Source organism: Bradyrhizobium sp. LeoA1Lang (assembly GCF_055413685.1).
Genome location: NZ_JBVAPG010000030.1, coordinates 17,366 through 43,090, shown reverse-complemented (window position 1 = coordinate 43,090; position 25,725 = coordinate 17,366). Strand labels below are relative to the sequence as shown.

The following is a 25,725-nucleotide window of genomic DNA, read 5'->3' as shown; positions in this document are numbered from 1 at the left end:
CTGACGCTTCACCCGGGCTACGGCAGGATGTGCGCGATGGCGTCACTCCACCAGCAGCACGTCGACGGCGACGTTCAGCTTCTGCTTGCGCGAGCCGACGATGATGCCGTCGACCGGAGAAACATCGGAGAAATCGCGGCCCACGGCGAGGATAATGTGATCGTTCTCAACCAGGAGATCGTTGGTCGGATCGAAACCGATCCATCCGAGCTCGGCGCCGCACCACACTGAGACCCAGGCGTGGGTCGCGTCAGCCCCTTGCAAGCGCGGCTGTCCCGGCGGCGGGATGGTGCGCAAATAGCCGCTGACATAGGCGGCCGGCAGGCCGAGGCCGCGGAGCCCCGCGATCATCACATGGGCAAAGTCCTGGCAGACGCCGTGGCGTTTCTCGAACACTTCCGTCAGCGGCGTCGAGATCACGGTGGCCTTGGAATCGTACCTGAAGTCGCTGCGGATGCGGCGCATCAGGTCGGCGGCACCGGCAAGGATGCCGCCTCCTCGCGGAAAGCTTGCGGACGCGTAGGCCGTAAGCGGCCCGAGCACCGGCACCAGCGCGCTCTCGAAGACATAGCCGACCGGCGATGATGGTCCGAGACTCGTCGCCTCGAACGCAACGTCGCGCACGCTCTCCCAGGGCGGGCTCGGCGAGCTGCGGCCGGGCGCATGGCGCGAGACCGCGACGCGCGAGCGCGAGTCGACGCGCAGATTACGGTGCGCGGTCTCGATCAGGACGCTTTCGGTCAAGGTGCCGAAGAAGTCGCGCCGCGCCGTGCGCTCTGCTGGCCGCGGCCTGATCTCGACGCTGTGGGAGATCAGCTCCTGCCCGTTGCCGCTTTGCGGCTCCAGCCGTAGCGAGCATCGCGCGAAACTCACGGGGCTTTCGTAGGAGTAGGTCGTGACGTGCCTGATATCGTAGATCACGCGAGGCCTGTCAGCTTCTCCGGCCGGCTCGCATTGGGCCCGTGCGGGAAATAATGCAGCCCGATGGCGTCGGCGAGATTGAGCAGGTCCTGCTCCAGCGAGAACAGCGTCTTGACATCAAGAGTTTCCGCTTCCGCCGTCGCCAGCATCGCCTGCAGCGCAACCGCGAGCCGCTGCGGGCGCTCGATCATCCCGTATTCCTTCAGGCTCGGCAGTGCCGCGATGTGTTCGTTGAGGCTTTCGACCTGGAACGCGACCGAGCGCGGGTTGTAAGGGTCGAGCACCGCGAGATCGCGCACCGGCGCAAGGATAGGCGTCACCAGATAGCGGGAACGATAGGTGATCTGGCAATCGACGAGCGTCAGCAGGATGTCGAGATCTTCATCACCAGCCTCGTCAAAAGCGAACTGCCGCGCGAAGCGGGTGGTGTTGATGGCGCGCTCGGCGCGGCGGCCCATGTCAAGAAAGCGCCAGCCCGCGGCGCGGTTCATGTTCTCCTGCGCAAGTCCCGCAAAGCTCGCCAGCTCCTGCAGCGTCAATTCGGCCGCGCTGATGACGCCATCGTCATCCTCGACCTCCTCGCCGAGCCGGTCCACCATCTCGGTGATGACCTGCCACGCGTCCGGCGACAGCCTCTCGCGCAGCGAGGTGGCGGTGCGCTGTGCCGAGCGTACCAGCGAGAGCGCCGAACCGAAACGTTCCTCGCTCTGCAAGGCTTCGGCGACGACCTTGGCCGGGTTCGCCCGCGCCGTCTGCGAGGTCGCGCCCCAGGCCACCAGCATGCGCTGGATGCGCTCGACCGAATGCAGGTTGGACGCGCCGCTCGCATTCGACCTCGCGGGATCGCGCATCGGCGAGCCGAGCGCGCGGATCAATCGCAGCGTCGCTTCGGCACGTTCGAGATAGCGGCCGAGCCAGAACAGATTGTCGGCGGCGCGGCTCGGCAACACGCCGGCGATGCGGCGGATGCGCACGGTATCGCCGGCGGGCAACAGGCTCGCGGTCGAGACTGCTTTTTCCGACACCACCCAGACATCCGCGGCGCGTGCGCCGTCGCCCATCGAGACCGCGCGGGCATCCGCCTGTTCGGCGATCCGGCAGAAGCCGCCGGGCAGGATCGTCCAGCCATGCGGCGTGGCCGCCGCGAAGACGCGCAGCACAAAGGGGCGCGGCGTAAGCTGCCCGTTCTCCCACACCGGCGTGGTCGACAGCCGCACCAGTTCCTGGCCGACAAAGTCGATCCCGCGCTCGGCGATGGCGGACTTCAGCCGCTCGCGTTCACTCGGCGCCAACTCGCCCGCGAGCACGGGGCCATGGCTGGCGAAACCGGGGACACCCCGGCCATAGGCACTTTCGATCGCGAAATCATCGAGCCGCGACAGCACCTGTTCGCGCGCAGCCTTCTGGCCGCACCACCAGGTCGCGATATGCGGCATTTCCAATTCTTCGCCAAGCAGACGCCGGCACAGGCTCGGCAGGAAACCGAGCAACGCCCGTGCTTCGAGCACGCCAGAACCGGGCATGTTGGCAACGACGACACCGCCCTTGCGCAACACCTCGATCAGGCCGGGCACGCCGAGATGCGAGGAGGCGTTGAGCTCGAGCGGATCGAGCCAGTTGGAGTCGACCCGGCGCAGCAGCACGTCGAGCCGCTTCAGCCCGGCGACGGTGCGGATGTGGACACGGTCGCCGCTGACGGCGAGATCGTCGCCTTCGACCAGCAGGAAACCGAGATATCGCGCCAGCGTGGCGTGCTCGAAATAAGTCTCGTTGAACGAGCCCGGCGTCAACAGACCGATCCGTGGCTCGTCGCGGTCGGCGCTGGCGCGCAAGGCGTCGCGGAACGCTTCGAAGAACGGCGCAACGCGCTCGACATTCATCGACTTGTAGAGGCCGGCGAAAGCGCGCGACAGCACCAGGCGGTTTTCCAGCGCGTAGCCCGCGCCCGAGGGCGCCTGCGTGCGATCGCCGAGCACCCACCAGCGGCCGTCAGGGCCGCGGCCGACATCGGCGGCATAAAGGTGGAGGTAGCGCCCGCCCGGCGGCTTGATGCCGCTGACGGCGCGCAGATATTCGCTGCTGCCGGCGATCGCGGCGGCGGGGATCGCGCCATCAGTGACAAGGCGACCATCGCCATAGATGTCGCGCAGGATCATTTCGAGCAGTTGCGCGCGCTGCGTGATGCCGGAAACAAGCTGCTGCCAGTCGGCGTCATCGATGATCAGCGGCAGGTGGCTCAGCGGCCACAGCCGGTCGGAAGTCTCGCCGGGCGCACGATAGGTGACGCCGGCGTCGCGCAAATGCCGGTCGGCGGCGGCGAAGCGACGCTCGATCTCCGCCGGCGATAGGGCGGAAAACGCATCGAAGAAGCGGGTCCAGACCGGGCGCGGGGTGCCGTCCGGGCCGATATATTCATCGGGAATGCCGGGCAGCCGCGCATAGTCGCGCGACCACTGCGCCATGCGGCGCTGGCCCGGGCGGGCCTTGTTCTCCTGGCTGTGTTCCTGGCCGGTCGCCATTCCGCTTCCCGAAACGAGATGCGTATCAATGCAGGAGCGGCGTCCGCAAGTCGAGGGTCAGCGGGAATTCAATTGTGCGTTCTTCCGGCGGCGGCTCGATCCTGCCGGGGGTATGGCCGTGGTCCTGGAAGCGGGCCAGCCGCCGCGCCTCGGCCTCGTAGGAATTGACCGGCTTGGTCTCGTAGTTGCGGCCACCGGGATGGGCGACATGGTAGACGCAGCCGCCGAGCGAGCGGCCGTTCCAGGTGTCGATCAGGTCAAAGGTCAGCGGCGCATGCACGGGGATGGTCGGATGCAGGCCGGAGGCCGGCTGCCAGGCCTTGAAGCGGACGCCCGCGACCGCTTCGCCCGACCGTCCGGTCCCCGTCATCGGCATCCGCCTGCCGTTGCAGGTGATGACATGGCGGCCGTCGACAAAGCCCGATGCCTTCACCTGCAACCGCTCGACCGAGGAATCGACATAGCGCACCGTGCCGCCGGCAGATCCCTCCTCGCCCAGCACATGCCATGGCTCGAGCGCTTGCCGCAGTTCCAGCGCGACGCCGCCATGGTGGACATGGCCGAACATCGGGAAACGGAATTCGAGCTGCGCCGTGTACCACTCCGGCGAGAAATCGTAGCCGGACAGCCTGAGGTCGGCGAGCACGTCCAAAAAGTCTTCCCAGAGGAAATGCGGCAGCATGAAGCGGTCATGCAGCGTCGTACCCCAGCGCACGAACTTGCCCTGCTGCGGCTCGCGCCAGAATTTTGCGATCAGCGCGCGGATCAGGAGCTGCTGCGCCAGCGACATCCTGGGATCGGGCGGCATTTCGAGCGCGCGGAATTCGACCAGGCCGAGCCGGCCGGTCGGGCCATCGGGCGAGTAGAGCTTGTCGATGCAGATCTCGGCGCGGTGGGTGTTGCCGGTGATGTCGACCAGGATGTGCCGGAACAGCCGGTCCGCCAGCCACAGCGGCGCTTCGACGCCTGCCGGCGGCACATGGGCGAGCGCGATCTCGAGTTCATAGAGCCCGTCATGGCGCGCTTCATCGATCCGCGGCGCCTGGCTGGTCGGGCCGATGAACATGCCGGAGAACAGATAGGACAGCGACGGATGCCGTTGCCAATACAGCACGAGGCTCTTCAACAGATCGGGACGGCGCAGGAACGGCGAATCCTGCGGATTGCTGCCGCCGACCACGACGTGGTTGCCGCCGCCGGTGCCGGTGTGGCGACCATCGATCAGGAAACGGTTGGCGCCGAGCCGTACTTTCGCGGCGTCCTCATAGAGGCCGAAAGTGATATCGACCGCCTCGCGCCAGCTTTGTGCCGGCTGGATGTTGATCTCGATCACGCCGGGATCGGGCGTGACCTTGATGACCTCGATGCGGGGATCGAACGGCGGCGCGTAGCCCTCGACATGCACAGGCATCTGCAATTCTTCGGCGGTCGCCTCGAGCGCCGTCACCAGTTCGAGATAGTCCTCGGCCTTCTCGACCGGCGGCATGAAGGCGCACAGGGTGCCATCGCGGATTTCGATCGACATCGCCGTGCGCACCGGCGGCGGCTCCGGGAGGTCCTCAAGCAGCCGCTTCAATTCCTCGTCGAAATCCGGCAGGCCGCTGCGCGGCGCCATCGGATCGGTCTCGATGATGTAGGGATAATCTTCCGGCGCGACGTATTCGAGCGAGGAGATCGGCAGCCGCAGTCCCAGCGGAGAATCGCCCGGCGACAGGAACAGGTGGCTGCGCCGGATCTTCCAGTGCTCGCTACGCCAGCGGGCGGGAACGCGGCCGGCAAGTGGGGTGAAGCGTTGGATCGGCAGCACATAGCCCTTCGGCGTCGTCAGCCCGTGGTCGAACACCCGCGCGAGACGCGAGCGCTCTTCCGGATCGGATAGTTTGGAATTCTCAGGGCTGACATTGGCCGGAAGCGCGGCTTCGCGCTGGAGCCAGTAGGCGGGATCCTCGAAGGCCGGCATGACGTAGTCGGCCGCCAGCGCGAGCTTCTGCGCCATGGTCACGGCGAAGCGCTCGGCGTCTTTGATCTCTGCCTTGTACGGGTTTTCGATCTTCGCGATCAGATCGGCATTCTTCCAGATCGGCACGCCGTCCTTGCGCCAGTAGAGGCCGAAGGCCCAGCGCGGTAGGCTTTCGCCCGGATACCATTTGCCCTGGCCGTAGTGCAGCAAGCCGCCCGGCGCGAAACGATCGCGCAGGCGGCGGATCAGGTCATCTGCGAGCGCACGCTTGGTCGGACCGACCGCGGCGATGTTCCATTCCGGCGCTTCGAGATCATCGACCGAGACGAAGGTCGGCTCGCCGCCCATGGTGAGCCGCACGTCTTCCGTCTTCAAATCAGCGTCGACCTGCTCGCCGAGCGCGTCGAGCCGCGCCCAGGATTCATCCGAGAACGGACGCGTGATCCGCGGCGCCTCGCGGATGCGCTTGACGCTCATCTCGAAGGCAAAATCGACATTGGCGAAGCCGGCAGTGCCGGAGATCGGCGCTGCCGAGCGGTAGTGCGGCGTGGCTGCAACGGGGATGTGCCCCTCGCCCGTCAGCATGCCCGAGGTGACGTCGAAGCCGATCCACCCCGCACCGGGCAAATAGACTTCGGCCCAGGCATGCAGGTCGGTGAAGTCGTTGTCGACCTCGCGCGGGCCCTCGACCGGATCGATATCGGGACGAAGCTGGATCAGATAGCCGGAGACGAAGCGTGCGGCGAAACCGAGATGGCGCAGAATCTGGATCAACAGCCATGCCGAGTCACGGCAGGAGCCCGCGCCGGCGGCCAGCGTCTGCTCCGGCGTCTGCACGCCGGGCTCCATGCGAATGACGTAGCGGATTTTCTCGCGCAGCTTTGCGTTGAGGTCGACCAGGAAATTGACGGTGCCGTCTGCCTCGCGCGGAATCTCTTTCAGATAGTCGGCAAACAGCGGGCCCGGCTCGATGGTTGCGAGATAAGGCGCGAGCTCGTTCTTGAGATCGCTCGTGTATTGGAACGGATAGGAGGTGGCGTATGACTCGACGAAGAAGTCGAACGGATTGATCACGGTCATCTGCGCCGTGAAATCGACTTCGATCTTGAGCTCGGTTGCCTTCTCCGGAAACACCAGGCGCGCCAGCCAGTTGCCCTGAGGGTCCTGCTGCCAGTTCACGAAATGATTGGCTGGCGTGACCTTGAGCGAATAGCTCAGGATCGGCGTGCGCGTATGCGGCGCCGGACGCAGGCGAACGGTCTGGGGCCCGAGGTCGATCGGTCGGTCGTACTTGTAATGCGTAACGTGATGCAGTGCGACGAAGATCGACACGGATGGCGGACTCCAGCAGCTTTTTTGAGCAGAACACTGGTTCCGGCCGACGGCAAGCACTAACAACGGGCACGCCTGCCTAGCAGGCGGGCGAGTGGCGAATAGCGAGTGGCGAATAGAACGGAACGGCCCTATTCGCTACTCGCCACTCACCATTCGCCTTCTCACATCGTCGCGCCGAGCACCCACGGCGCGAACTCGGCGCCGCCGAAATCGAAGCTCTCGCTCTTGGTGGGCTGGCCGGATGCCGTCTTCAGCATGAGATCAAAAATGCGCTGGCCGCATTCCTGCACGCTCTCCTCGCCATCGAGGATGGTGCCGCAATTGACGTCCATGTCGTCTTCCATGCGCTTGTACATGGGCGTGTTGGTGGCGAGCTTGATCGAGGGCGCGGGCTTGCAGCCGAACACGCTGCCGCGTCCCGTGGTGAAGCAGACCAGATTGGCGCCGCCCGCCACCTGCCCGGTCGCCGCCACCGGGTCGTAACCGGGCGTATCCATGAACACGAATCCGCGCTTGGTCACCGGCTCGGCGTAGTGCAGCACGTCAACGAGATTGGTGCTGCCGGCCTTCGCCATCGCGCCAAGCGATTTCTCGAGGATCGTGGTGAGGCCGCCGGCCTTGTTGCCGGGGCTCGGATTTGCGTTCATCTCGGCGCCTTCGCGCTGCGTGTATTCTTCCCACCAGCGCATCAGGCCGACCAGCTTCTCGCCGACCTCGCGGCTGACGGCGCGGCGTGTCAGCAGATGCTCAGCGCCATAGGTCTCCGGAGTCTCGGACAAGATCACGGTGCCGCCGTGCCGCACGAGGAGATCGCTGGCGGCGCCGAGCGCGGGATTGGCGGAGACGCCGGAATAGCCGTCGGAGCCGCCGCATTGCAGCGCCACCGTGAGCTCGCTCGCCGCGACCTTCTCGCGCTTGACCTTGTTGGCGTCGGCGAGTGCTTCGCGCACGAAGGCGACGCCGGCTTCCACGGTCTTGCGGGTGCCGCCGACTTCCTGGATGTCCATCGCGCGCAGGCGGCCGGCGAGCTTCTGCTCCTGCATCAGGCCGCCGATCTGGTTCACTTCGCAGCCGAGACCGAGCACGATCACCGCGGAGAAATTCGCATGCCGCGCATAGCCGCCGAGCGTGCGGCGAAGCAGCGCCAATGGCTCGTCCTGCGTCATGCCGCAGCCGGTCTTGTGGGTCAGCGCGACGACGCCGTCGACATTCGGAAAATCGGCCAGCGGATTGTCGCCGGTGAACGGATTCTTCTTGAAGACGTCGGCGACGAGGCTAGCGACATGGGCGCTGCAATTCACGGAGGTGAGGATGCCGATATAGTTGCGCGTCGCGACGCGCCCGTCGGGACGGCGGATGCCGTCGAAGGTCGCGGGCAGATCGAAATTCGGCACCGGCTTCACGTCGACGCCGTAGGCGTAGTCCTTGGCGAAATCGCCCATGCCGCAATTCTGGGTGTGGACATGCTGGCCCGGCGCGATCGGCGCTGTGGCAAAGCCGATGATCTGGCCATAGCGCTTGATCGGCTCGCCCTCCGCGATCGGCTTGATCGCGACCTTGTGGCCGGCCGGAATGCGGTCAACCGCGGTGACGCCGTTGGCGACCTCAAGCCCCGGCGGCAGGCTGGCGCGCGCGATCAGCACGCTGTCATCGGGATGCAGGCGGATCACGGGTGCCGGGGCCATGGGGGTCTCCTTTGGGGCGAATGGTTGCGAGGGGCGAATAGCGAATGGCGAGTAGCGAATAAGATCGCTGCGCTCGCTATCCCTATTCGCCATTCCCTACTCGCTATTCGCTTCTCACGCTTTTCCGCCAGACTCTTTGCGGGTCTGGTTCACCTGCATCCTGGCGTAGGTCATCATCAAGCCGCTCTCGTTCGAGAGCGTGACGAGCTTGAAGCCCATGTTGATCGCACGGACCGCGCCTTCGGCGCCGCTGCAGTGGATGCCGGGGTTGAGGCCGCGCTTGCCGCATTCCTTGACGATCTTCTCGTAGATTTTGAGGATCTCCGGCTCGTCGCGATCGAGCTTCGGCACCAGGCCGTAGGAGAAGCCGAGGTCGGACGGACCGATATAGACGCCGTCGATGCCCTCGACGTCGAGGATCGCTTCCATGTTCTCGACCGCGGTCCTGGTTTCCATCATCGGCAACAGCACGATCTCATCATTTGCGGTCTGCTGATAGGTGCCGGCCGAGCCGTACATGCCAGAGCGGATCGGGCCGTTGGAGCGCGTGCCCTTCGGCGGATACTTCGCATAAGAGACGAGGTTCTTGGCTTCCTCGGGCGTGTTGACCATCGGGCAGATCACGCCATAGGCGCCGCCGTCGAGCACCTTGCCGATGATGCCGGGGTCGTTCCAGGGCACGCGCACCATCGGCGTCACCGGGTGACCGTTCATAGCCTGGAAGCATTGCACCATCGAGAGATAATCCTGCACACCATGCTGCATGTCGACGGTGACGCTGTCAAAACCGCATTGCGCGATCACTTCGGCCGAAAAGCCCGACGGGATCGCCAGCCATGCGTTCACCACGGCTTTGCCTGACGCCCAGATTTGCTTGACCTTGTTATTTGCCACTTTGCCGTCCTTCCCTTGTTCTCACCGTCATGGCCATGCCGTCATTGCGAGGAGCGATAGCGACGAAGCAATCCATACTTCGCTTGTGACGACATGGATTGCCTCACTCCGCTCGCGATGATGGGTGCTCGTTAGCCTGTTGCCCGCTGGATGCTGACTTCGCTGACGCCGACTTCGCGCGCGGTATTCACTATCGCCGTCCAGGTGTCGTCAGGCAAGGGGATGCCGTTCCTGGTGCGCTCGGCGCGGGTCTTTCTTTCGGGATCGCCCGGGATCAGCACGTTATCGGTACCGGCAATCGGCTTGGTCTCGCGGATGAAGTCGACATAGCGCGAGATTTCGCCGTCGAAGAAATTGGCGGGATCGACCACCTTGGGATCGACATAGAACGCCAGCATGCCGTTGGCGAAACGCCGGTCCGGCGCGGTCGCGCCCGTTCCGGTCAGCGCGCCGCCGAGCAGTTCACAGATGAACGCGAGGCCAGAGCCCTTGTGCTCACCGAACGCACGGATCGCGCCGGTGCCCTTGGTGTGATCGCGCGGCCCATCCGGGGTGTATGGCCCATACAGCACGTGCGGATCTTCACTCAAGGTACCGTCGGAATCGACCAGCGCGCCAACAGGCAGTTTCTTGCCGCCGCGGCTTGCGACCAGCACCTTGCCCTCGGCGACGATCGAGGTGGCGAAATCGAGCACGATCGGGTCCTGGCCTTCGCGCGGAATGCCGACGCAATAGGGCGCGGTCGACAGCCGTTTCTCGACGCCGCCGAACGGCGCAACCAGGAGCGAACCCGCGGCATTGACGAAATGCACCGACACCAGCCCTTCGGCGGCGGCCATCTCCGCCCAATCGCCGACGCGGCCGATATGGCCGGCATTGCGCAGCGCAACCGCGGCAAGTCCTGCCTTCTTGCACTTTTCGATGCCGATCCTGACGGCGACCGGCGCAACCGTCTGCCCGTAGCCGAACTTGCCGTCGACGACCGCAAGCGAAGGCGTATCAACCACGACCTCGGCGGTCTGGTTCGGAACCACGGAGCCCATTTTCTTCCAGCGGATATAGACGGGTACGCGGATCACGCCGTGGCTGTCGTGCCCGGTGAGATTGGCGGTCGTCAAATATGTTGCAATGCGACGGGCTTCTTCGGGCGAGGATTCGGCGTGGGAAAAGACTTCAGCGACAAAATTGATGAGATTATCGACCTTGATCGTCACCATGGATATGTCACTCGCTCCTTGGTTTGGAGCATGATCCTTCCGGGAAACCGGCACCTCCGGATCATGCTTCTTATGCGCTGGCCTTGGCGTGACCGCCGAGATAGGCCGCGGCGATGGCCTCATTGCCCCACAATTCGTCGGGCTTGCCGCCAAGCACAATCCGCCCCGTTTCCAGGACGAAGCCGTGATCGGCGACCGAAAGTCCCATGCGCGCATTTTGCTCAACAAGCAAGACCGTGGTGTCTTTCCTGATCTGCGAAATGATGCGGAACACCGCCTGCACGATGACGGGCGCCAGTCCCAACGAAGGCTCGTCCAGCAAGAGCAGCCGCGGCTTCGCCATCAATCCACGAGCAACGGCGACCATCTGCAACTGGCCACCGGACAGCGTCCAGCCCAGCGCATCGGCGAAGGCGCGAATGTCCGGGAACAGGTCGAACATCGCATCCGCCTCGCGCGAGATCTGCGCCGACGAAGCCTTTCGGTTCGACGCGCCGAGCATGATGTTTTCCTTGACCGTGAGGCCCGGGAACACCCGCCTGCCCTCCGGCACATGCGAGATGCCGAGCCGGACGATCGCTTCCGGCCCAAGGCCGGCGATCGACTCGCCGTCGAACAGGATTTCGCCGGACGTGGGCTTGGCGAGCCCCGAGATGGCGCGAAGCGTGGTGGACTTGCCGGCACCATTCGCACCGAGCAAGGTCACCACCTGCCCCGCCTCGACGGCGATGGTGACGCCGCGCAGCGCTTCGATTTCGCCGTAGCGGACCACGAGATTACGGATTTCGAGCAGCGGCATCATTCGCTCCCGAGATAGGCAGAGACGACATCGGGATGGCGCAGCACCGCCATGGATTCGCCGTCCGCGATGCGGCGACCGAAATTGAGCACCGTGATGTGCTGGGCGGCTTCGGAGACGAGCGTCATGTCGTGATCGATGATCAGGATGGTGAGGCCCTGCGCCGCGATGCGCTTGAGCAGCTCATGCAGTTCGAGCTTCTCGGTCGAGTTCAAGCCGGCGGCTGGCTCGTCCAGCAGCAGCAGCGTCGGATTGGCGGCGAGCGCGCGGGCAATCTCGATCAGGCGCTGGTGGCCGTAGGAGAAGCTCGAGATCAGTTCGTTGGCCCGGTGGCCTAGGCCGACGAAGGTCAACGCCTCCATCGCCCGCTCGGTCAGCGCGTCCTCGCCCTTCCCGATCATCGCGTTGCCGGGCCGCTCGGCGCCGATCTCGACATTCTCGAGCGCCGTCATCGAACGGAACAGACGGATGTTCTGGAAGGTGCGGCCGAGTCCCGCGGCCGTGCGCTGATGCGGCGGCATGTGGGTGATGTCGGTGCCGTCGAGCACGATCTTGCCCGAGGTCGCCTCGTAGAGGCCGGAGAGCACGTTGAGCGTCGTGGTCTTGCCGGAGCCGTTCGGCCCGATCAGCGCGTGGACGCCGCCGCGCCTCACCGCGATGTCGACGCCATCGACGGCTTTGAGGCCGCCGAAATGCTTCGACAGGCTGGTCACCTCAAGCACGAACTCGCCGCCGACGGTCGCAGGCTTCAACTGCAGCGCAGCCGCCACAGGCGGCGCCTTGATGTGCGCGCGCCAGCGGCTGAAGGCATCGGCGACGAAGCCCCAGATGCCGTCTGGCATGAAGCGAATGATCAGGATCACGAACAGGCCGTAAATGGCCAGATAAAGCCCGGGCACGCTCTTGAGGAAACGCAGCCATTCCGGAATCAGGATCAGCAGCCCCGTGCCGATCGCCGAGCCGATCGGCGAAGCGACGCCGCCAAGCAACGACATCGTCAGGAACACGATCGATTCCGCGAACGAGAATTGATCGGGACTGACATAGGCGAAGCCGCCAGCAAACAGGCCGCCCGCCAGGCCGCCGAGCAGCGCACAGAGCGCGAAGGCGTAGATCTTGGTGCGGAACACGTCGATGCCGTTGACGCCGGCCGCGAGTTCGTTGTCGCGCACGGCCCGCATTGCGCGGCCGAGCTTGGTGTCGGAGAGATGCCAGACCAGATAGCCGACGATCGCGAGCATGGCGACGCAGAAGGCGAGATAGCTCTGCGACGTCTGGAACAGTTCGGGACGGCGGATATTGGAGACGCCGTCGGGGCCATGCGTCAGCCAGATCGCGTTGATCATGACAAGCGTAACGATCTGCTGGAACGAGATCGTCACCATCGCGAGGTAATGCCCGCCGAGCCGCAAGGTCGACATCCCCAGGAGCGCGCCGGCAAGCAGCGCGACCACGCAGCCACCGACAAGGCACAGCCAGAAGCTGAGATGCAGGTCGTTCGTTCCGAGGCCGACCGCATAGGCGCCGAGCCCGAAGAACGCCGCCTGCGCCAGATTGATCTGCCCGCACAGGCCGAGCACGACCGACAGGCCGAACACTGCAATCGAGAACGTCGTCGCTTGCAGCAGGATGTTGAGGATGTAGCCGTCGAACCGCAATCCTGCGGCAAGCGCCACCAGGATCGCCGCGCCGATGAAGTACGGCAGATGGCGGAGCAGAAGCGGTCTCGAGCGGACCGCGGGTGCCGGAATCGGCATGTTGTCGCTGGGTGCGCTCATGCTTTCTCCGCCACACGTTCGCCGAAGATGCCCTGCGGCCGGAAGATCAGGAAAGCGACCAGGACCAGGAAAGCGAAACCATCCTTGTAGGGAACCGAAATGTAGGCCGCGCCAAAAGTCTCGATGACGCCGAGCGCGAGCCCGCCGATGATGGCGCCGGCGACGTCGCCGAAGCCGCCGATGATGGTGGCTGCGAATGCCTTGAGCGCGATCGTCGAGCCCATCTGGATCGAGACGAACAGCACCGGTGCGACCAGGATGCCGGCCAAGCCGCCGAGCACGGCGGAATAAATGAAGGTGATCATGATCATGGTGGAGACGGAAATGCCGAGCAGCGAGGCCATTTCCTTGTCCTGCGAGGTCGCCTGCAGCTTCTTGCCGAGCAGCGTCTTCTCGAAGAACCAGTAGTTGAAGATCACGAGCGCGATCGTCACCGCGATGATCAGCAGATACTGGCTGTCGAGATAGACCGGGCCGAGCTGGATGCCGGGCGTCTCGAACCATCCCTGCAGCACCTGCGGCTGCGGGCCGTAGATCGCCAGCACCGAATTGGAGAGCAGGATCGAGGCGCCGATGGTGGCGATGATGACCGGCAGGAACGTGCGGTGGCGCAGCGGATAATAGACGCCGAGATTGAAGATGACGCCGAGCAGCGCCATGCCGCCAAGCGCGATCAGGAATGACAGCCAGTAGGGCCAGCCGAGATCGACGGCGAACACCACCATCAGATAGGCCGCGACCATGGAGAATTCGCCTTGCGCGAAATTCACCACATTGGTGGCGCGGAAGATCAGCACGAAACCGAGCGCGACCAGCGCGTAGACGGCGCCGATGCCGATGCCGGTAAACAGCAGTTGAAGGACGAGATCCATGACAAGCTTCGGTTAGGAGGAGACCTAAGGAATTCGCCGAAAGGTTTTCGGCCTCTTCGTGGAGAACGAAGAGGCCGAAAAAGTGGTCAATCGTTGAATTCAATGTGCTTGTCGAAGACGATATTGCCCTTCTCGTTTTTCACGATGTTGTAGCCGTGTAAACCATCGCCGTTCTGGTCGAAATTATACTCGCCTTCGGCGCCGGGGAATTTCTTGATCGACAGGATCGCCTCACGGATTTTTGCAGGCTCGGTCGAGCCGGCCTTGTTGATTGCCGCCGACAGCACCGTGACCGCGTCATAGGGCCAAGAGCTCTGGTTATCCGGCGCGACCTTGACCGCATCACGATAGAGCTTGCCGAACGCCTTGGAGGCTTCGCTGGAATCTTCCGCGTAGTCCGCGACACCATAGGTGTTGTACAGCGCAGGCCCGGCGAGTTTCAGCGCGGTGATATTGACGATCGAGGGCGAGCCGACCCAGGGAATGTTGACGCCGAGCTGGCGCAACTGCCGGGCAAAGATGCCGAGGTCGTTCTCGAAGGTGAAGTAGGAGCCAAGAATGTCTGCGCCGGATTGCTTGATCGCGAGCACGACCGGGGTGAAGTCCTGACTCTGGTTGGCATAACCCTGGTCGAGCACGGGCGCACAGCCGAGCTTTTCCAACGCAGCGGTCAGGGCCTTGCCGCCTGCGGTGCCGAACGCGTCGGTCGAATGCAGCACGGCCCATTTCTTCTTGCCGAGCGTGTTGACCCCATACTCGGCGATGACGCGCCCGGAATAGCTGTCATTCGGACGGAAGCGGAACAGCCACTGATTGCCCATGTGAGTGAGGTTCGGATCGGTTCCCCCGATCATCACGGGCTTGCCGAGCTTGAGCACGTCGGGCGCCATAGCGTGCACCTGGGTCGACCGGATCGAACCAAGGAAACCGACGATGTCGGATTGCGCAGCGAGCTTGGAGAATGCCAGCACGATGCCGGGATTGGTGGTCTGATCGTCTTCGATGATCAACTCGGCCTGCTTGCCGAGGATGCCGCCAGCCTTGTTGACGGCTTCGAGTGCAAGCTTCGCACCCTGGATGGCGTAGCGGCCGGATTCGGCGGCGGGACCGGTGACCGGCGCGCACATGCCGATCTTGATCGTGGCGCCCTGCGCTCTTGCGCTCGTAATGATGTGGGGGGCGGCAAGGCCGGCGACGACGCCAGCCGCGAAATCGCGTCTCGTCAGTTTCATTGGTTTCTCCCTGAGGCCGGGCGTCTTCGTCGGCCCTTCTTGCTGTTGGCGATCCCCGACGGGGCGCGAACCGCATGCGTACTTACGGACTCTCCGTCTCGGAGTAAATTGATATTGCGGTGTTTTCGACTAACGATGGAGACGCATCGTTATCCGCGCGCATCAAGAAAGATTAATGCCGACGAGATCATGACTATTCCGGCAGATTCCGTGGGCCTACCAATTCCTTTGTGCTCAAACGATGTGCAGGAAAGGCGAGCTATGCGTCCTAGCACATATCATCATGCAAATTTTGCATTTACTCATCGACCTCAACCGTTTCCCCTTCCGCGCCTGACAAGCTCGCAAGGCTTTCTTCGAGCGCGCCCAGCATCGCCTGCAGTTCAGCAAGCTTGCGCGCGCCGTAACGTTTTGTAATGGCGGCGTAGATCGCTTCCGATGTCGGCGCGACCGCTTCGATCAGCTTCAATCCCTTCGGCGAGATCGACACCACGGCGCGCCGCAGGTCCGCCTCCGCCGAACGGCGCTCGATCAGCCCGCGCGCCTCGAGGTCACGCAGGATGCGCGACAGGCTCGGCCCGAGCAGGAAGGCGAGCCGCGCGAGATCGGTGACCTCGATCGCCTCCACCGAGGTCAGCGCGCGCAGGATGCGCCATTGTTGCTCCGTGAGCCCATGATGGCGCAGCGAGGGACGGAACTGCCGCATCACTGCCTCACGCGCGCGCAAGAGCGACATCGGCAGCGAGCGGGAAAATTCACGCATCGGCCCACGCTGCCTCGTCTCTGCCGCCGCGCGCGGCCGCGAACCGTTCAATGATGATTTCTTCCGTGCCATCGCCAATCTTTTGCGGCGCAACAAAGCGCAAATCAATTTACGCCGATACACTTAACATGTTAATCATTCCAGCGCACCATGAGTGATCCGCCATGCCGCATTTCACCATCGAATATTCGGCCAACCTGGATTCCCACCTCGACATGGGCGAAGTCGTCGAACTCGTGCGCAAGGCGGCGGTCGAGACCGGCATCTTCCCGCTCGGCGGCATCCGCGTTCGCGCCATCAGATGCGAGCACTACGCGATCGCCGACGGACGAAACGTTTACGGCTTTCTCGACATGGTGCTGCGGCTCGGCGAAGGCCGCGATCTCGCAACCCGCAAGAAGGCGGGAGAACATATCTTCAGAGCGCTATCGACTTATCTCGACCCGGTATTCGCGAGCAGCAAATTCGCGCTGTCGTTCGACATGCAGATCAACGACAAGGAGACGAGCTGGAAGCGCAACAATATCCACGATGCGCTGAAGGTGGAGACTGTCCATGGATAAAGCGAGGCCGAAATCGGCCGAATTATTCCAGGCCAACCGCGACCGCGCCGCGCCGCTGCTGGCAAAGCTGAAGGCGGAGGGAATCGGCCACATGATCGATGGCAAGGTCGTGCCATCGATCTCCGGGCAGACCTTCGAGACAAAGTCGCCGATCGACGGCGCCGTGCTGGCAACCGTGGCCCGCGGCAATGCCGAGGACATCGATCGCGCCGCGACCGCGGCCGCCCTCGCCTTCAAATCCTGGCGCGACATGTCGGCCTCGATGCGGCGCAAGCTGCTCAATCGCGTGGCCGATGCGATCGAGGATCATGCCGACGATATCGCCGTGCTCGAATGCATCGATACCGGCCAGGCACATCGCTTCATGGCGAAAGCCGCGATCCGCGCGGCCGAGAACTTCCGCTTCTTTGCCGACAAATGCGCCGAGGCGCGAGACGGCCTCAACATGCCGAGCGAAGAGCACTGGAACATCTCCACGCGGGCGCCGATCGGTCCGGTCGGCGTGATCACGCCGTGGAACACGCCGTTCATGCTGTCGACCTGGAAGATCGCGCCCGCGCTCGCCGCCGGCTGCACGGTGGTGCACAAGCCCGCGGAATGGTCGCCGGTGACGGCTGATCTATTGGCGAAGCTGGTGAAGCAGGCGGGCGTGCCCGACGGCGTGCTCAACACCGTGCACGGTTTCGGCGAGGAGGCCGGCAAGGCGCTGACCGAGCATCCCGCGATCAAGGCTATCGGCTTCGTCGGCGAGAGCGCGACCGGGTCCGCGATCATGGCCCAGGGCGCGCCGACGCTGAAGCGTGTACATTTCGAACTCGGCGGCAAGAACCCGGTGATCGTGTTCGAGGACGCCGATCTCGAGCACGCGCTCGATGCCGTCGTGTTCATGATCTACTCGCTAAACGGCGAGCGCTGCACCTCCTCGAGCCGTCTCCTGGTGCAAGAGAGCATCGCGGAGAAGTTCATCGAGAAGCTCACCGCGCGGGTCAAGGCACTGAAGGTCGGCCATCCCCTCGATCCCGCAACCGAGATCGGACCGCTTATCCATGAACGGCATCTGGCGAAGGTCTGCTCCTATTTCGACGTGGCGCGACGGGAAGGCGCGACGATCGCGGTTGGCGGCAAGCCGCATGACGGTCCCGGCGGCGGACATTATGTGCAGCCGACGCTCGTTACGGCTGCGCATTCCAAGATGCGGGTAGCACAGGAAGAGGTGTTCGGGCCGTTCCTTACCGTCATCCCGTTCGGCGACGAGACAGATGCGGTCGAAATCGCCAACGGCGTGCAGTATGGCCTCACCGGCTATGTCTGGACCGGTGACATGGGGCGTGCCCTGCGGGTAGCGGATGCGCTCGAAGCCGGCATGATCTGGCTCAATTCGGAAAATGTCCGGCACCTGCCGACGCCGTTCGGCGGCATGAAATCGTCAGGCATCGGCCGCGACGGCGGCGATTATTCGTTCGACTTCTACATGGAAACCAAGCACGTCTCGCTGGCACGCGGGACGCATAAGATACAGAAACTGGGAGTGTAGTACGCCGTCATTCCGGGGCGATGCGAAGCATCGAGCCCGGAATCTCGAGATTCCGGGTTCAGCCCTGCGGGCTGCCCCGGAATGACGACCTCAAGCAGGGAAGCATCGATGCCTGTTCCGCAGCACGTCTTTGATCCGCCGTTCAACATCATCCGCTGCAGCCACGTCGTGCTCGACGTGACCGACCTCGCCGCCAGCCGCGCGTTCTATGAGACCACCGTTGGGCTACATGTCGAGGACGCGGACGACAAGACGGTTTATCTGCGCGGCTCCGAAGAGCATCAGCATCACTCGCTGGTGCTGCGCAAGGCGCCTGTAGCAGCCTGCAGCCGGCTCGGCTTCAAGGTCGGCAATGATGCTGACCTCGACAAGGCGGCGGCGTTCTTCTCCGAGCACGGCGTCGATTATCGCTTCTCGGATCAGCCGTTCCAGGGCCGCACCTTGCAGTTCTCCGATCCATTCGGCTTCCAGCTTGAGCTCTACGCGACGATGGACAACCGCCCGCACCTCTTGCGCCGTTACGACCTCTACAAGGGCTGTCATCCGCAACGGCTCGACCATTTCAATATCTTCGCCGCCGAGCTGCAGGACACCATCGATTTCTACGCACGGCTCGGCTTTCGTCTCACCGAATATGGCGAAGAAGACGGCCCGAACGGACGCATCGCCGCGGCATGGATGCATCGCAAGGGCAATGTGCACGACCTCGCCTTCACCAACGGCAAAGGCCCTCGCCTGCACCATTTCGCCTATTGGGTGCCGACCGCGATGAATGTCCTGCATCTCTGCGACGTTATGGCGTCGAGCGGCTTCCTGAAGAACATGGAACGCGGCCCCGGCCGCCACGGCATTTCCAATGCGTTCTTTCTCTATGTCAGGGATCCCGACGGCCATCGGCTCGAGCTTTACACCAGCGACTATTTCACGGGAGATCACGACCATGAGCCACTGCGTTGGTCGCTGAAGGACCCGCGGCGGCAGACGTTGTGGGGCGCGCCCGCTCCACGCTCCTGGTTCGAGCAGGGGTCGCCATTCGCCGGACAGGCGGTGCGCGAGCCACTGTTCGTTGCCGACGTCACGATTGCAGATTGAGAGAGCCGATGTCTCCACCTCGTCTCGCCACCTATGCGATCGGCATCGAGGCCGAAGGCGTCGGCGTGTTGCGCAACACCGTTGTCGACGAAGCATAAGAAGCAGATGGATAGCAAGATGAGTTCAGCCAGCGGCGGCGAAGCGATCGTCAACGGCCTCGTCGCCCACGGCGTCGACACGGTGTTCGGCCTGCCCGGCGCGCAAATCTATGGCCTGTTCGACGCCTTCCATCAGGCGCAGCACAAGGTGATCGGCGCGCGGCACGAGCAGGCCTGCGGCTACATGGCCTTCGGCTATGCGCGTTCGAGCGGCCGCCCGGGCGTGTTCAGCGTGGTGCCCGGCCCCGGCGTGCTCAACGCCAGCGCGGCGCTGCTCACCGCCTTCGGCTGCAACGAGCCGGTGCTCTGCCTCACCGGGCAGGTGCCGACCGCGTTCCTCGGCAAGGGCCGCGGCCATCTGCATGAGATGCCGGACCAGCTCGCGACACTGCGTACCTTCGTGAAATGGGCGGACCGCATCGAATATCCCGATGCGGCGCCGGCGATGGTGTCGCGCGCATTCCAGGAGATGCTGTCGGGCCGGCGCGGACCGGCATCGCTCGAGATGCCCTGGGACGTCTTCACCCAGCGTGCCGCCGTCGCGCCATCAAAGCCGTTCGAGCCGTTTCCGTCGCCACTGCCCGACCCTGACCGGATCAAGGCGGCGGCCGCGCTGATCGCGGCGAGCAAGACACCGATGATCTTTGTCGGCAGCGGCGCGATCGACGCGGGCGAGGAAATTCTCGAGCTTGCGGAAATGATCGATGCGCCCGTCGTCGCCTTCCGCAGCGGCCGCGGCATCGTCTCCAATGCGCATGAGCTCGGGCTGACCATGGCGGCCGCTTACAAATTGTGGCCGACGACCGATCTGATGATCGGGATCGGCACCCGCATGGAATTGCCGGCCTCAGGATTCCGCTGGCCGTACCAGCCCGACGGCATCAAATCGATCCGCATCGACATCGATCCGGTCGAAATGCGTCGGCTCACGGCTGATGCCGCCATCGTGAGCGACGCCAAAGCCGGCAGCGCCGAGTTGCTGGCGGCCCTACGCAAGACTGGTCTTGGCAAGAGCAGCGGCCGGCGCGCGGCAATCCGCGAAGCGACCGCGGCGGCCGCGCGCGAAATCCAGCGCATCCAGCCGCAGATGGCTTACCTGAAGATTCTCCGCGAGGTGCTGCCGTCGAATGCTGTCGTCACCGACGAGCTCTCGCAGGTCGGTTTCGCCTCCTGGTATGGCTTTCCCGTCTACGAGCCGCGCACCTTCATCACCTCGGGCTATCAGGGCACACTCGGCTCCGGCTTTCCGACCGCGCTCGGCGCCAAAGTCGCCAATCCCAACAAGCCGGTGGTGGCGATCACGGGCGACGGCGGTTTCATGTTCGGTGTGCAAGAGCTTTCCACCGCCGTGCAGTATCGCATCGGCGTGGTGACGCTGGTGTTCAACAACAATTCCTATGGCAATGTGCGGCGCGACCAGCGCGAGCGCTTTGACGGCCGCGTGGTGGCGTCGGACCTCGTCAATCCGGATTTCGTGAAACTTGCGGAATCCTTTGGTGCCGGAGCTGCGCGCGTCACCTCGCCGGATCATTTCCGCCCTGCGCTGGAAAAGGCGCTGGCCGATGCCGCGCCCTATGTGATCGCGATCGAGGTGCCGACGGATTCGGAAGTGAGCCCGTGGGCGTTTATTCATCCGGCCAAACCCTGACACTGTCATTCCGGGATGCGCCGAAGGCGCAGGCCCGGAATCCATGGCGCCACCGGGTAACGCGGTGAAATGGATTCCGGGCTCGCGCTACGCGCGCCCCGGAATGACGGGGGAAGCTATCGCGTCTTGCGAAACGTGAGATTGATCCGCTGCCGACCGAGCACGGTGTGCTCACCGTCGGCGAGCGGCGCGACGCCGTGGAAGAACAATCGCGACGGGCCGCCCCACACCACGACATCCCCATGCGTCAGCCGATGCCGAGCCGGCTTGTCGCTGCGCTTTGCGCCGCCAAACAGAAAGATCGCGGACAGGCCGAGCGACACCGAGACGATCGGCGCGGCAAAATCCGTCTCGTCCTTGTCCTGGTGCAGCGACAGTCTTGCGCCTGGCTCGTAGCGATTCACCAAGCAGGCATCCGGCCCGAAATCGTCGAAGCCGCCCTCCGCCGCCGCCTCGCGCGCCAGGCGCACGAGCACCGGCGGCATTGCCGGCCACTGCTTTCCGGATTCCGGATCAATGCTGTCGTAACGATAGCCGCTGCGATCGGTGACCCAGCCGACCGCGCCGCAATTGGTCATCGCCACCGACATCTGATAACCGCCGGGCGTAAACATGCGCCGAAACGGCGCCTGCGCGAGGATCTCGCGCAACGCCGGGATCAGCTCGGGCTCAACCGCAAGCGCAAATCCGCGCAGGATCATCGCGCCTTCCGCGATCACCTCCCGCGCCGGACGCTCGGCAACGCTATCGAATAAATCAGCCGTCAAACCACAATGCTCGCTTTGGTCCCGAGGTGGTGGCAGATCCGCGGACTATCAACCACCCGATTTCCGATATTGCGGCGTCATTGCGAGCGCAGCGAAGCAATCCATCTCTCCGCCCGCTGCGGCATGGATTGCTTCGCTGCGCTCGCAATGACGATGGGGCGACTACCTACCCCAAAACCGGCAGCGTCACCACGTCATACGCGTGGCGGATCGTTCGCTTCAGCACCGGATCCTCCAGCTCGAACTCGAACCGGCTCGCCGGGCGGATGCCGCCCTTGGCGGCGAAAGTGCCGCCGAACATGGCGCAGCCGTCGGGCAGGCCTTTGTCGCCGAAGCCGCGCGCGATCAGTTCCTTCACCGGCAGCATGCCGTCGAGCGTGCCTTCCTGGTAGAGCACGCGCTCGCCATCGATCCAGGCCCAGGAGCGCAGGATCATCTGGTCCCAGTGGTCGATGACATCCTCCAGCTCCCACAGTTCGGAGGCGATCGGCTTGTCGCACATCTGTTTTGAGACGGTGACGCTGTAGCTCTCGACTTTGCGGTCGGTGTGATCGGAGCCGCAGCCGACGAAGATGCGGCCCTGCCAGCCGATCAAGACGAACTCGACCTCGCCGCTGGAATCCTCGCCGCAGACTTCGATCGTGTCCTCGGTGGTCAGCCGCCGCGCCGAGCAGCGGTAATAGATCGGCGTCGTCGCCGGCCGCGCAATGCCGATCGCCTCTAGCTCGGCGATATGCTTGTCGCGCGCCACCGGATCGCGACCGGTCCAGCCGGCGATCACGGCCTGGTCGATGGCGAGCGTCAGTGGCGTCGCCATGCCCTTGTCGTCGATGGTGAAAGCGAGGTCATACACGGATGATGGTCTCCATTGCGGCCGCGATCTCGAAGATGCGGCGATCCGATCCGCCTGCGGCGGCGACCATCAGACCTACCGGCACATCATCTTCACGATGGGCCGGCAGCGAGATCGCGCAGCCGTCGAGCACGTTGATCAACGTGCAGTTACGCAACGCGCGCAGATTCTCCGCGGTGAACGCCTTGTCGTCATCGAGGTCGGCGATCTTCGGCGGCGCATTGGCCGTGGTCGGCAGCAGCAGCGCATCATAGGGCGCGATGCGCTTCTCGGTGCGTGCGATGAAGGATTTTCGCGCATTGAGCAGATCGATGTAGTCGGCGGCCAGATATCCCTCGCCGCGCATGATGCGCGTGGCGACGCGGGGGTCATAGATGTCGCCCTTGCTGGCGAGCAGATAGCGGTGCCAGGCATAGCTCTCGGAAGCCGCAAAGCCGCCCTTGGCGTTCATGATGCCGACATCGAGGAACTCCGGCACCTCGATCTTCTCGATCAGCGCACCCGCCTTCGACAGCGCCGCGAGCGCTCGGTCGAACGTCTTTGCCACGGCATCATCGAGGTCATCGAGCGCAACCGTGGTCGGCACCGCGAACCGCAGGCCCTTCACCGGCCGCGGCTGCAGCGGCGTCACCGGCTCGCTCGCGAGCACCGCATCGAGCGTTGCGCAGCAGGCGACGGAATTGGCGAGCGGCCCATAGCTGTCGAGCGAGAACGACAGCGGCACACCACCATCGAGCGGGATGCGCCGCTGCGTCGGCTTGTAGCCAACGATGCCGTTGAAGGCCGCAGGGATGCGGCAGGAGCCGCCGGTATCGGTGCCGAGCGCGCCAAAGGCCATGCCGTCGGCGATCGAGACCGCCGCACCCGACGACGAGCCGCCGGGCACATGGCCGACACTGCGGTTGTAGGCGCTCTTCGGCGTGCCGTAATGCGGATTGATGCCGATGCCGGAATAGGCAAATTCGGTCATGTTGGTGCGGCCGATCACGACAAAGCCGGCTGCGCGAAGCCGCGCCACCACCGGCGCGTCGGCTTCCGCCGGCGCGGAATCCTCCAGCGCGCGGGAGCCGGCGCGGGTCACCTGCCCCTTGATGTCGAAGAGGTCCTTGATCGAAACCGGGATGCCGGCGAAGGGCGACGGCGCCGCATGCGCCTTGCGCAGGCGGTCCATCGCATCGGCAGCCTCGAGCGCGGCTTCCTTGTCGACGTGAATGAAGACGCGCTGCCCCTCGCCCGCGGGATCGGCGATCTTGGCGAGGCACTGCTCGACCAGTTGGCGGGCCGTGAGGCGGCCGCTCTCGAGGTCTGCGGCGAGTGAGGCAAGGGTCGGATTGTCAGGCATGGCTTTCGATTTCAGGTCTCTTCTGGCGTCGAACGTTGTTTGAGGCGCGGCGCGGCGGATTTGCCGCGTGGCGGACTATTGCCTGAGACAGGCTGGCATACAAGCGCGCTGTCGTCTTCGGAATACCGCCATGCGATTGCAAACGCTGGACCGTTGACGACCGATAGTCAATTGTCGCATCACGTTTTTGAACGAGGCCTGACGGCCTGATCCAGGGAGGATGCCGAATGGCCGAAGCTGCACGCGCAAAACCGAAACCGACGCCGGAAACCCAGCATTTCTGGGATGGCACGCAGGTCGGCGAATTGCGCCTGCAGCGCTGCGACGCCTGCTCGCATGTCTACTTTCCGCCTCGCCCGTTCTGCCCGTCCTGCGCCTCGCGCAAGGTCAGCATGTTCAAGGCAAGCGGCAAAGGCACACTCTACAGCTACGTCATCAACCACCGTCCCGCCGCGCCCGGCTTCACGCCGCCTTACGCCATTGCGGTGGTCGAACTCGATGAGGGCCCGCGCATGATGAGCAATATCATCGACTGCCCGCAGACGCCGGAAGCGCTCGAGCTCGACATGAAGTTGGAAGTCGCGTTCGAGAAGCTCGACGACAAGATCACGCTTCCTTTGTTCCGTCCGGCGAAGGGTTAAAGAGATGCGCAGGAACCAGGTTGCCGTCGTCGGCGCGGCCGAGACCACCGAGCTCGGCGTCATCCCCAATATGTCGCAGCTCCAGTTGCACGCGGATGCGGCGCTCAATGCCATCGCCGATGCGGGGCTGAAGCTGTCCGACATCGACGGTTTCGCCACCGCGGTCGAGACGCCACAGCAGGTCTGCCACTACCTCGGCATCAAGCCAACCTGGGTCGACGGCACCTCGGTCGGCGGCTGCTCGTTCATGCTGCATGTCCGCCATGCCGCGGCCGCGATCGAGGCCGGCCTGTGCAAGACCGTGCTGATCACGCACGCCGAGAGCGGCAAGTCGATGATCGGCAAGCAGCCGCGCTCCACGCCGCCGGACAGCCTCAACGGCCAGTTCGAGGCACCGTTCGGCGTGTACGGGCCGCCGAGCATGTTCCCGATCCCGGTACTGCGCTTCATGAAGACCTACGGCATCACCCATGAGCAGATCGCCATGGTCGCCGTCGTGCAGCGCGAATGGGCCGCGAAGAATCCGCGCGCGACCATGAAGGACCCGATCACGGTTGCCGACGTCCTGAACTCGCGGATGATCGCCTATCCGTTCCGCCTCCTGCAGTGCTGCCTCGTCACCGATGGCGGCGGCGCGCTCATCCTGACATCAGCCGATCGGGCCAAGGATTTCCCGCAGAAGCCGGTCTACATCCTCGGCACCGGCGAGAGCGTGGAAACGCCGATGGTCAGCCAGATGGAGACCTTCAACTCCTCGCGCGCCTTCAAGGTCGCAGGCCCCCTCGCCTTCAAGGAGGCCGGCATCACCCACAAGGACGTCGACCATCTCATGATCTACGACGCCTTTGCGCACCTGCCGCTCTTTGGCCTCGGCGATCTCGGCTTCATGCCGCACGAGGAGACCGGCAAGTTCATCGCGGACGGCAACACGCGCCCCGGCGGCAAGCTGCCACTCAACACCAATGGCGGCGGCCTCTCCTACATGCATTCGGGCATGTACGGCATGTACGCGCTGCAGGAGAGCGTGCGCCAGATGCGCGGGATTGCGCCGGCGCAGGTCAAGGACGCGAAGATCTCGGTCTGCCATGGCGTCGGCGGCATGTTCGCGGCGTCAGGCACGATCATCTTCACGAACGAGAAGTAACAGCCCGTCATTCCGGGATGCGCCGATAGGCGCAGGCCCGGAATCCATCGCGCGGCAAAATGGATTCC

The 25,725-nt window shown here is 64.3% G+C and carries 20 protein-coding genes; 6 read left to right on the top strand and 14 right to left on the bottom strand.

Features of this window, described 5'->3' with window-relative positions:
- Positions 1-42: 42 nt before the first annotated feature.
- The 11 genes from ACZYOF_RS13260 to hpaR all read right to left on the bottom strand — a co-directional run bounded on the left by ACZYOF_RS13260 (position 43) and on the right by hpaR (position 15,975).
- Positions 43-921 (bottom strand): transglutaminase family protein, encoded by an 879-nt coding sequence (locus ACZYOF_RS13260; RefSeq protein WP_463716023.1) that lies wholly within the window; start codon positions 919-921, stop codon positions 43-45.
- Positions 918-3,440, bottom strand: coding sequence for a circularly permuted type 2 ATP-grasp protein (locus ACZYOF_RS13255; protein WP_463716022.1), 2,523 nt, complete (start codon positions 3,438-3,440; stop codon positions 918-920). Before ACZYOF_RS13255 ends, ACZYOF_RS13260 begins: the two co-directional genes overlap by 4 nt.
- Positions 3,441-3,465: 25 nt before the next feature.
- On the bottom strand, positions 3,466-6,732 hold the full coding sequence (locus ACZYOF_RS13250) for a transglutaminase family protein (protein WP_463716021.1): 3,267 nt from the start codon (positions 6,730-6,732) through the stop codon (positions 3,466-3,468).
- Positions 6,733-6,896: 164 nt separating this feature from the next.
- Positions 6,897-8,420, bottom strand: a complete 1,524-nt coding sequence (locus ACZYOF_RS13245; RefSeq protein WP_463716020.1) for a UxaA family hydrolase — start codon at positions 8,418-8,420, stop codon at positions 6,897-6,899.
- A 114-nt stretch (positions 8,421-8,534) separates the two neighbouring features.
- The gene (locus ACZYOF_RS13240) at positions 8,535-9,314 is read right to left on the bottom strand and encodes an HpcH/HpaI aldolase family protein (RefSeq protein WP_463716019.1); all 780 of its coding nucleotides are present in this window, start codon (positions 9,312-9,314) and stop codon (positions 8,535-8,537) included.
- A 131-nt stretch (positions 9,315-9,445) separates the two neighbouring features.
- Positions 9,446-10,531, bottom strand: coding sequence for a malate/lactate/ureidoglycolate dehydrogenase (locus tag ACZYOF_RS13235; protein ID WP_463716018.1), 1,086 nt, complete (start codon positions 10,529-10,531; stop codon positions 9,446-9,448).
- 70 nt (positions 10,532-10,601) lie between these two features.
- Positions 10,602-11,330 (bottom strand): ABC transporter ATP-binding protein, encoded by a 729-nt coding sequence (locus tag ACZYOF_RS13230; RefSeq protein WP_130577138.1) that lies wholly within the window; start codon positions 11,328-11,330, stop codon positions 10,602-10,604.
- Positions 11,330-13,108, bottom strand: a complete 1,779-nt coding sequence (locus ACZYOF_RS13225; protein ID WP_463716017.1) for a branched-chain amino acid ABC transporter ATP-binding protein/permease — start codon at positions 13,106-13,108, stop codon at positions 11,330-11,332. Before ACZYOF_RS13225 ends, ACZYOF_RS13230 begins: the two co-directional genes overlap by 1 nt.
- Entirely contained in the window at positions 13,105-13,980 is an 876-nt protein-coding gene (locus tag ACZYOF_RS13220; RefSeq protein ID WP_282529272.1) for a branched-chain amino acid ABC transporter permease, read from the bottom strand. Before ACZYOF_RS13220 ends, ACZYOF_RS13225 begins: the two co-directional genes overlap by 4 nt.
- A gap of 86 nt (positions 13,981-14,066) precedes the next feature.
- Entirely contained in the window at positions 14,067-15,212 is a 1,146-nt protein-coding gene (locus tag ACZYOF_RS13215; protein WP_394566050.1) for an ABC transporter substrate-binding protein, read from the bottom strand.
- 298 nt (positions 15,213-15,510) lie between these two features.
- The gene (hpaR, locus tag ACZYOF_RS13210) at positions 15,511-15,975 is read right to left on the bottom strand and encodes a homoprotocatechuate degradation operon regulator HpaR (RefSeq protein WP_463716016.1); all 465 of its coding nucleotides are present in this window, start codon (positions 15,973-15,975) and stop codon (positions 15,511-15,513) included.
- Between the two features lie 164 nt (positions 15,976-16,139).
- Here hpaR and ACZYOF_RS13205 point away from each other — a divergent pair, with 164 nt between their 5' ends.
- The 4 genes from ACZYOF_RS13205 (at position 16,140) to ACZYOF_RS13190 (ending at position 20,910) form a co-directional block, all read left to right on the top strand.
- Entirely contained in the window at positions 16,140-16,538 is a 399-nt protein-coding gene (locus ACZYOF_RS13205; RefSeq protein WP_130577143.1) for a 5-carboxymethyl-2-hydroxymuconate Delta-isomerase, read from the top strand.
- A complete protein-coding gene (gene hpaE, locus ACZYOF_RS13200) occupies positions 16,531-18,072 on the top strand; it encodes a 5-carboxymethyl-2-hydroxymuconate semialdehyde dehydrogenase (RefSeq protein ID WP_463716015.1) in 1,542 nt (513 codons plus the stop codon). Before ACZYOF_RS13205 ends, hpaE begins: the two co-directional genes overlap by 8 nt.
- A 108-nt stretch (positions 18,073-18,180) precedes the next feature.
- Positions 18,181-19,164, top strand: a complete 984-nt coding sequence (gene hpaD / locus ACZYOF_RS13195; protein WP_463716014.1) for a 3,4-dihydroxyphenylacetate 2,3-dioxygenase — start codon at positions 18,181-18,183, stop codon at positions 19,162-19,164.
- A gap of 117 nt (positions 19,165-19,281) precedes the next feature.
- Positions 19,282-20,910, top strand: coding sequence for a thiamine pyrophosphate-dependent enzyme (locus ACZYOF_RS13190; RefSeq protein ID WP_463716013.1), 1,629 nt, complete (start codon positions 19,282-19,284; stop codon positions 20,908-20,910).
- 116 nt (positions 20,911-21,026) lie between these two features.
- Here ACZYOF_RS13190 and alkB read toward each other — a convergent pair whose 3' ends face one another.
- From alkB to ACZYOF_RS13175, 3 genes are all read right to left on the bottom strand, one after another.
- Positions 21,027-21,677 (bottom strand): DNA oxidative demethylase AlkB, encoded by a 651-nt coding sequence (alkB, locus tag ACZYOF_RS13185; protein WP_463716012.1) that lies wholly within the window; start codon positions 21,675-21,677, stop codon positions 21,027-21,029.
- Between the two features lie 166 nt (positions 21,678-21,843).
- Positions 21,844-22,530, bottom strand: a complete 687-nt coding sequence (locus ACZYOF_RS13180; protein WP_463716011.1) for a DUF2848 domain-containing protein — start codon at positions 22,528-22,530, stop codon at positions 21,844-21,846.
- Positions 22,523-23,872: an amidase gene (locus ACZYOF_RS13175; protein WP_463716010.1), complete on the bottom strand. Its 1,350-nt coding sequence runs from the start codon at positions 23,870-23,872 to the stop codon at positions 22,523-22,525. Before ACZYOF_RS13175 ends, ACZYOF_RS13180 begins: the two co-directional genes overlap by 8 nt.
- 227 nt (positions 23,873-24,099) lie before the next feature.
- Here ACZYOF_RS13175 and ACZYOF_RS13170 point away from each other — a divergent pair, with 227 nt between their 5' ends.
- Both ACZYOF_RS13170 and ACZYOF_RS13165 read left to right on the top strand, forming a co-directional pair.
- The gene (locus ACZYOF_RS13170) at positions 24,100-24,513 is read left to right on the top strand and encodes a Zn-ribbon domain-containing OB-fold protein (RefSeq protein WP_130577149.1); all 414 of its coding nucleotides are present in this window, start codon (positions 24,100-24,102) and stop codon (positions 24,511-24,513) included.
- Positions 24,514-24,517: 4 nt separating this feature from the next.
- The gene (locus tag ACZYOF_RS13165) at positions 24,518-25,657 is read left to right on the top strand and encodes a thiolase C-terminal domain-containing protein (protein ID WP_130577150.1); all 1,140 of its coding nucleotides are present in this window, start codon (positions 24,518-24,520) and stop codon (positions 25,655-25,657) included.
- Positions 25,658-25,725: the final 68 nt, after the last annotated feature.

Bases quoted from the DNA above. Each gene is read 5' to 3' on its own strand.
- ACZYOF_RS13215 (WP_394566050.1), bottom strand. From the start codon at position 15,212: ATGAAACTGACGAGACGCGATTTCGCGGCTGGCGTCGTCGCCGGCCTT.
- hpaE (WP_463716015.1), top strand. From the start codon at position 16,531: ATGGATAAAGCGAGGCCGAAATCGGCCGAATTATTCCAGGCCAACCGC.
- ACZYOF_RS13230 (WP_130577138.1), bottom strand. From the start codon at position 11,330: ATGCCGCTGCTCGAAATCCGTAATCTCGTGGTCCGCTACGGCGAAATC.
- hpaR (WP_463716016.1), bottom strand. From the start codon at position 15,975: ATGCGTGAATTTTCCCGCTCGCTGCCGATGTCGCTCTTGCGCGCGCGT.
- ACZYOF_RS13190 (WP_463716013.1), top strand. From the start codon at position 19,282: ATGAGTTCAGCCAGCGGCGGCGAAGCGATCGTCAACGGCCTCGTCGCC.
- hpaD (WP_463716014.1), top strand. From the start codon at position 18,181: ATGCCTGTTCCGCAGCACGTCTTTGATCCGCCGTTCAACATCATCCGC.
- ACZYOF_RS13255 (WP_463716022.1), bottom strand. From the start codon at position 3,440: ATGGCGACCGGCCAGGAACACAGCCAGGAGAACAAGGCCCGCCCGGGC.
- ACZYOF_RS13170 (WP_130577149.1), top strand. From the start codon at position 24,100: ATGGCCGAAGCTGCACGCGCAAAACCGAAACCGACGCCGGAAACCCAG.
- ACZYOF_RS13245 (WP_463716020.1), bottom strand. From the start codon at position 8,420: ATGGCCCCGGCACCCGTGATCCGCCTGCATCCCGATGACAGCGTGCTG.
- ACZYOF_RS13220 (WP_282529272.1), bottom strand. From the start codon at position 13,980: ATGGATCTCGTCCTTCAACTGCTGTTTACCGGCATCGGCATCGGCGCC.
- ACZYOF_RS13175 (WP_463716010.1), bottom strand. From the start codon at position 23,872: ATGCCTGACAATCCGACCCTTGCCTCACTCGCCGCAGACCTCGAGAGC.
- ACZYOF_RS13205 (WP_130577143.1), top strand. From the start codon at position 16,140: ATGCCGCATTTCACCATCGAATATTCGGCCAACCTGGATTCCCACCTC.
- ACZYOF_RS13235 (WP_463716018.1), bottom strand. From the start codon at position 10,531: ATGGTGACGATCAAGGTCGATAATCTCATCAATTTTGTCGCTGAAGTC.
- ACZYOF_RS13225 (WP_463716017.1), bottom strand. From the start codon at position 13,108: ATGAGCGCACCCAGCGACAACATGCCGATTCCGGCACCCGCGGTCCGC.
- ACZYOF_RS13165 (WP_130577150.1), top strand. From the start codon at position 24,518: ATGCGCAGGAACCAGGTTGCCGTCGTCGGCGCGGCCGAGACCACCGAG.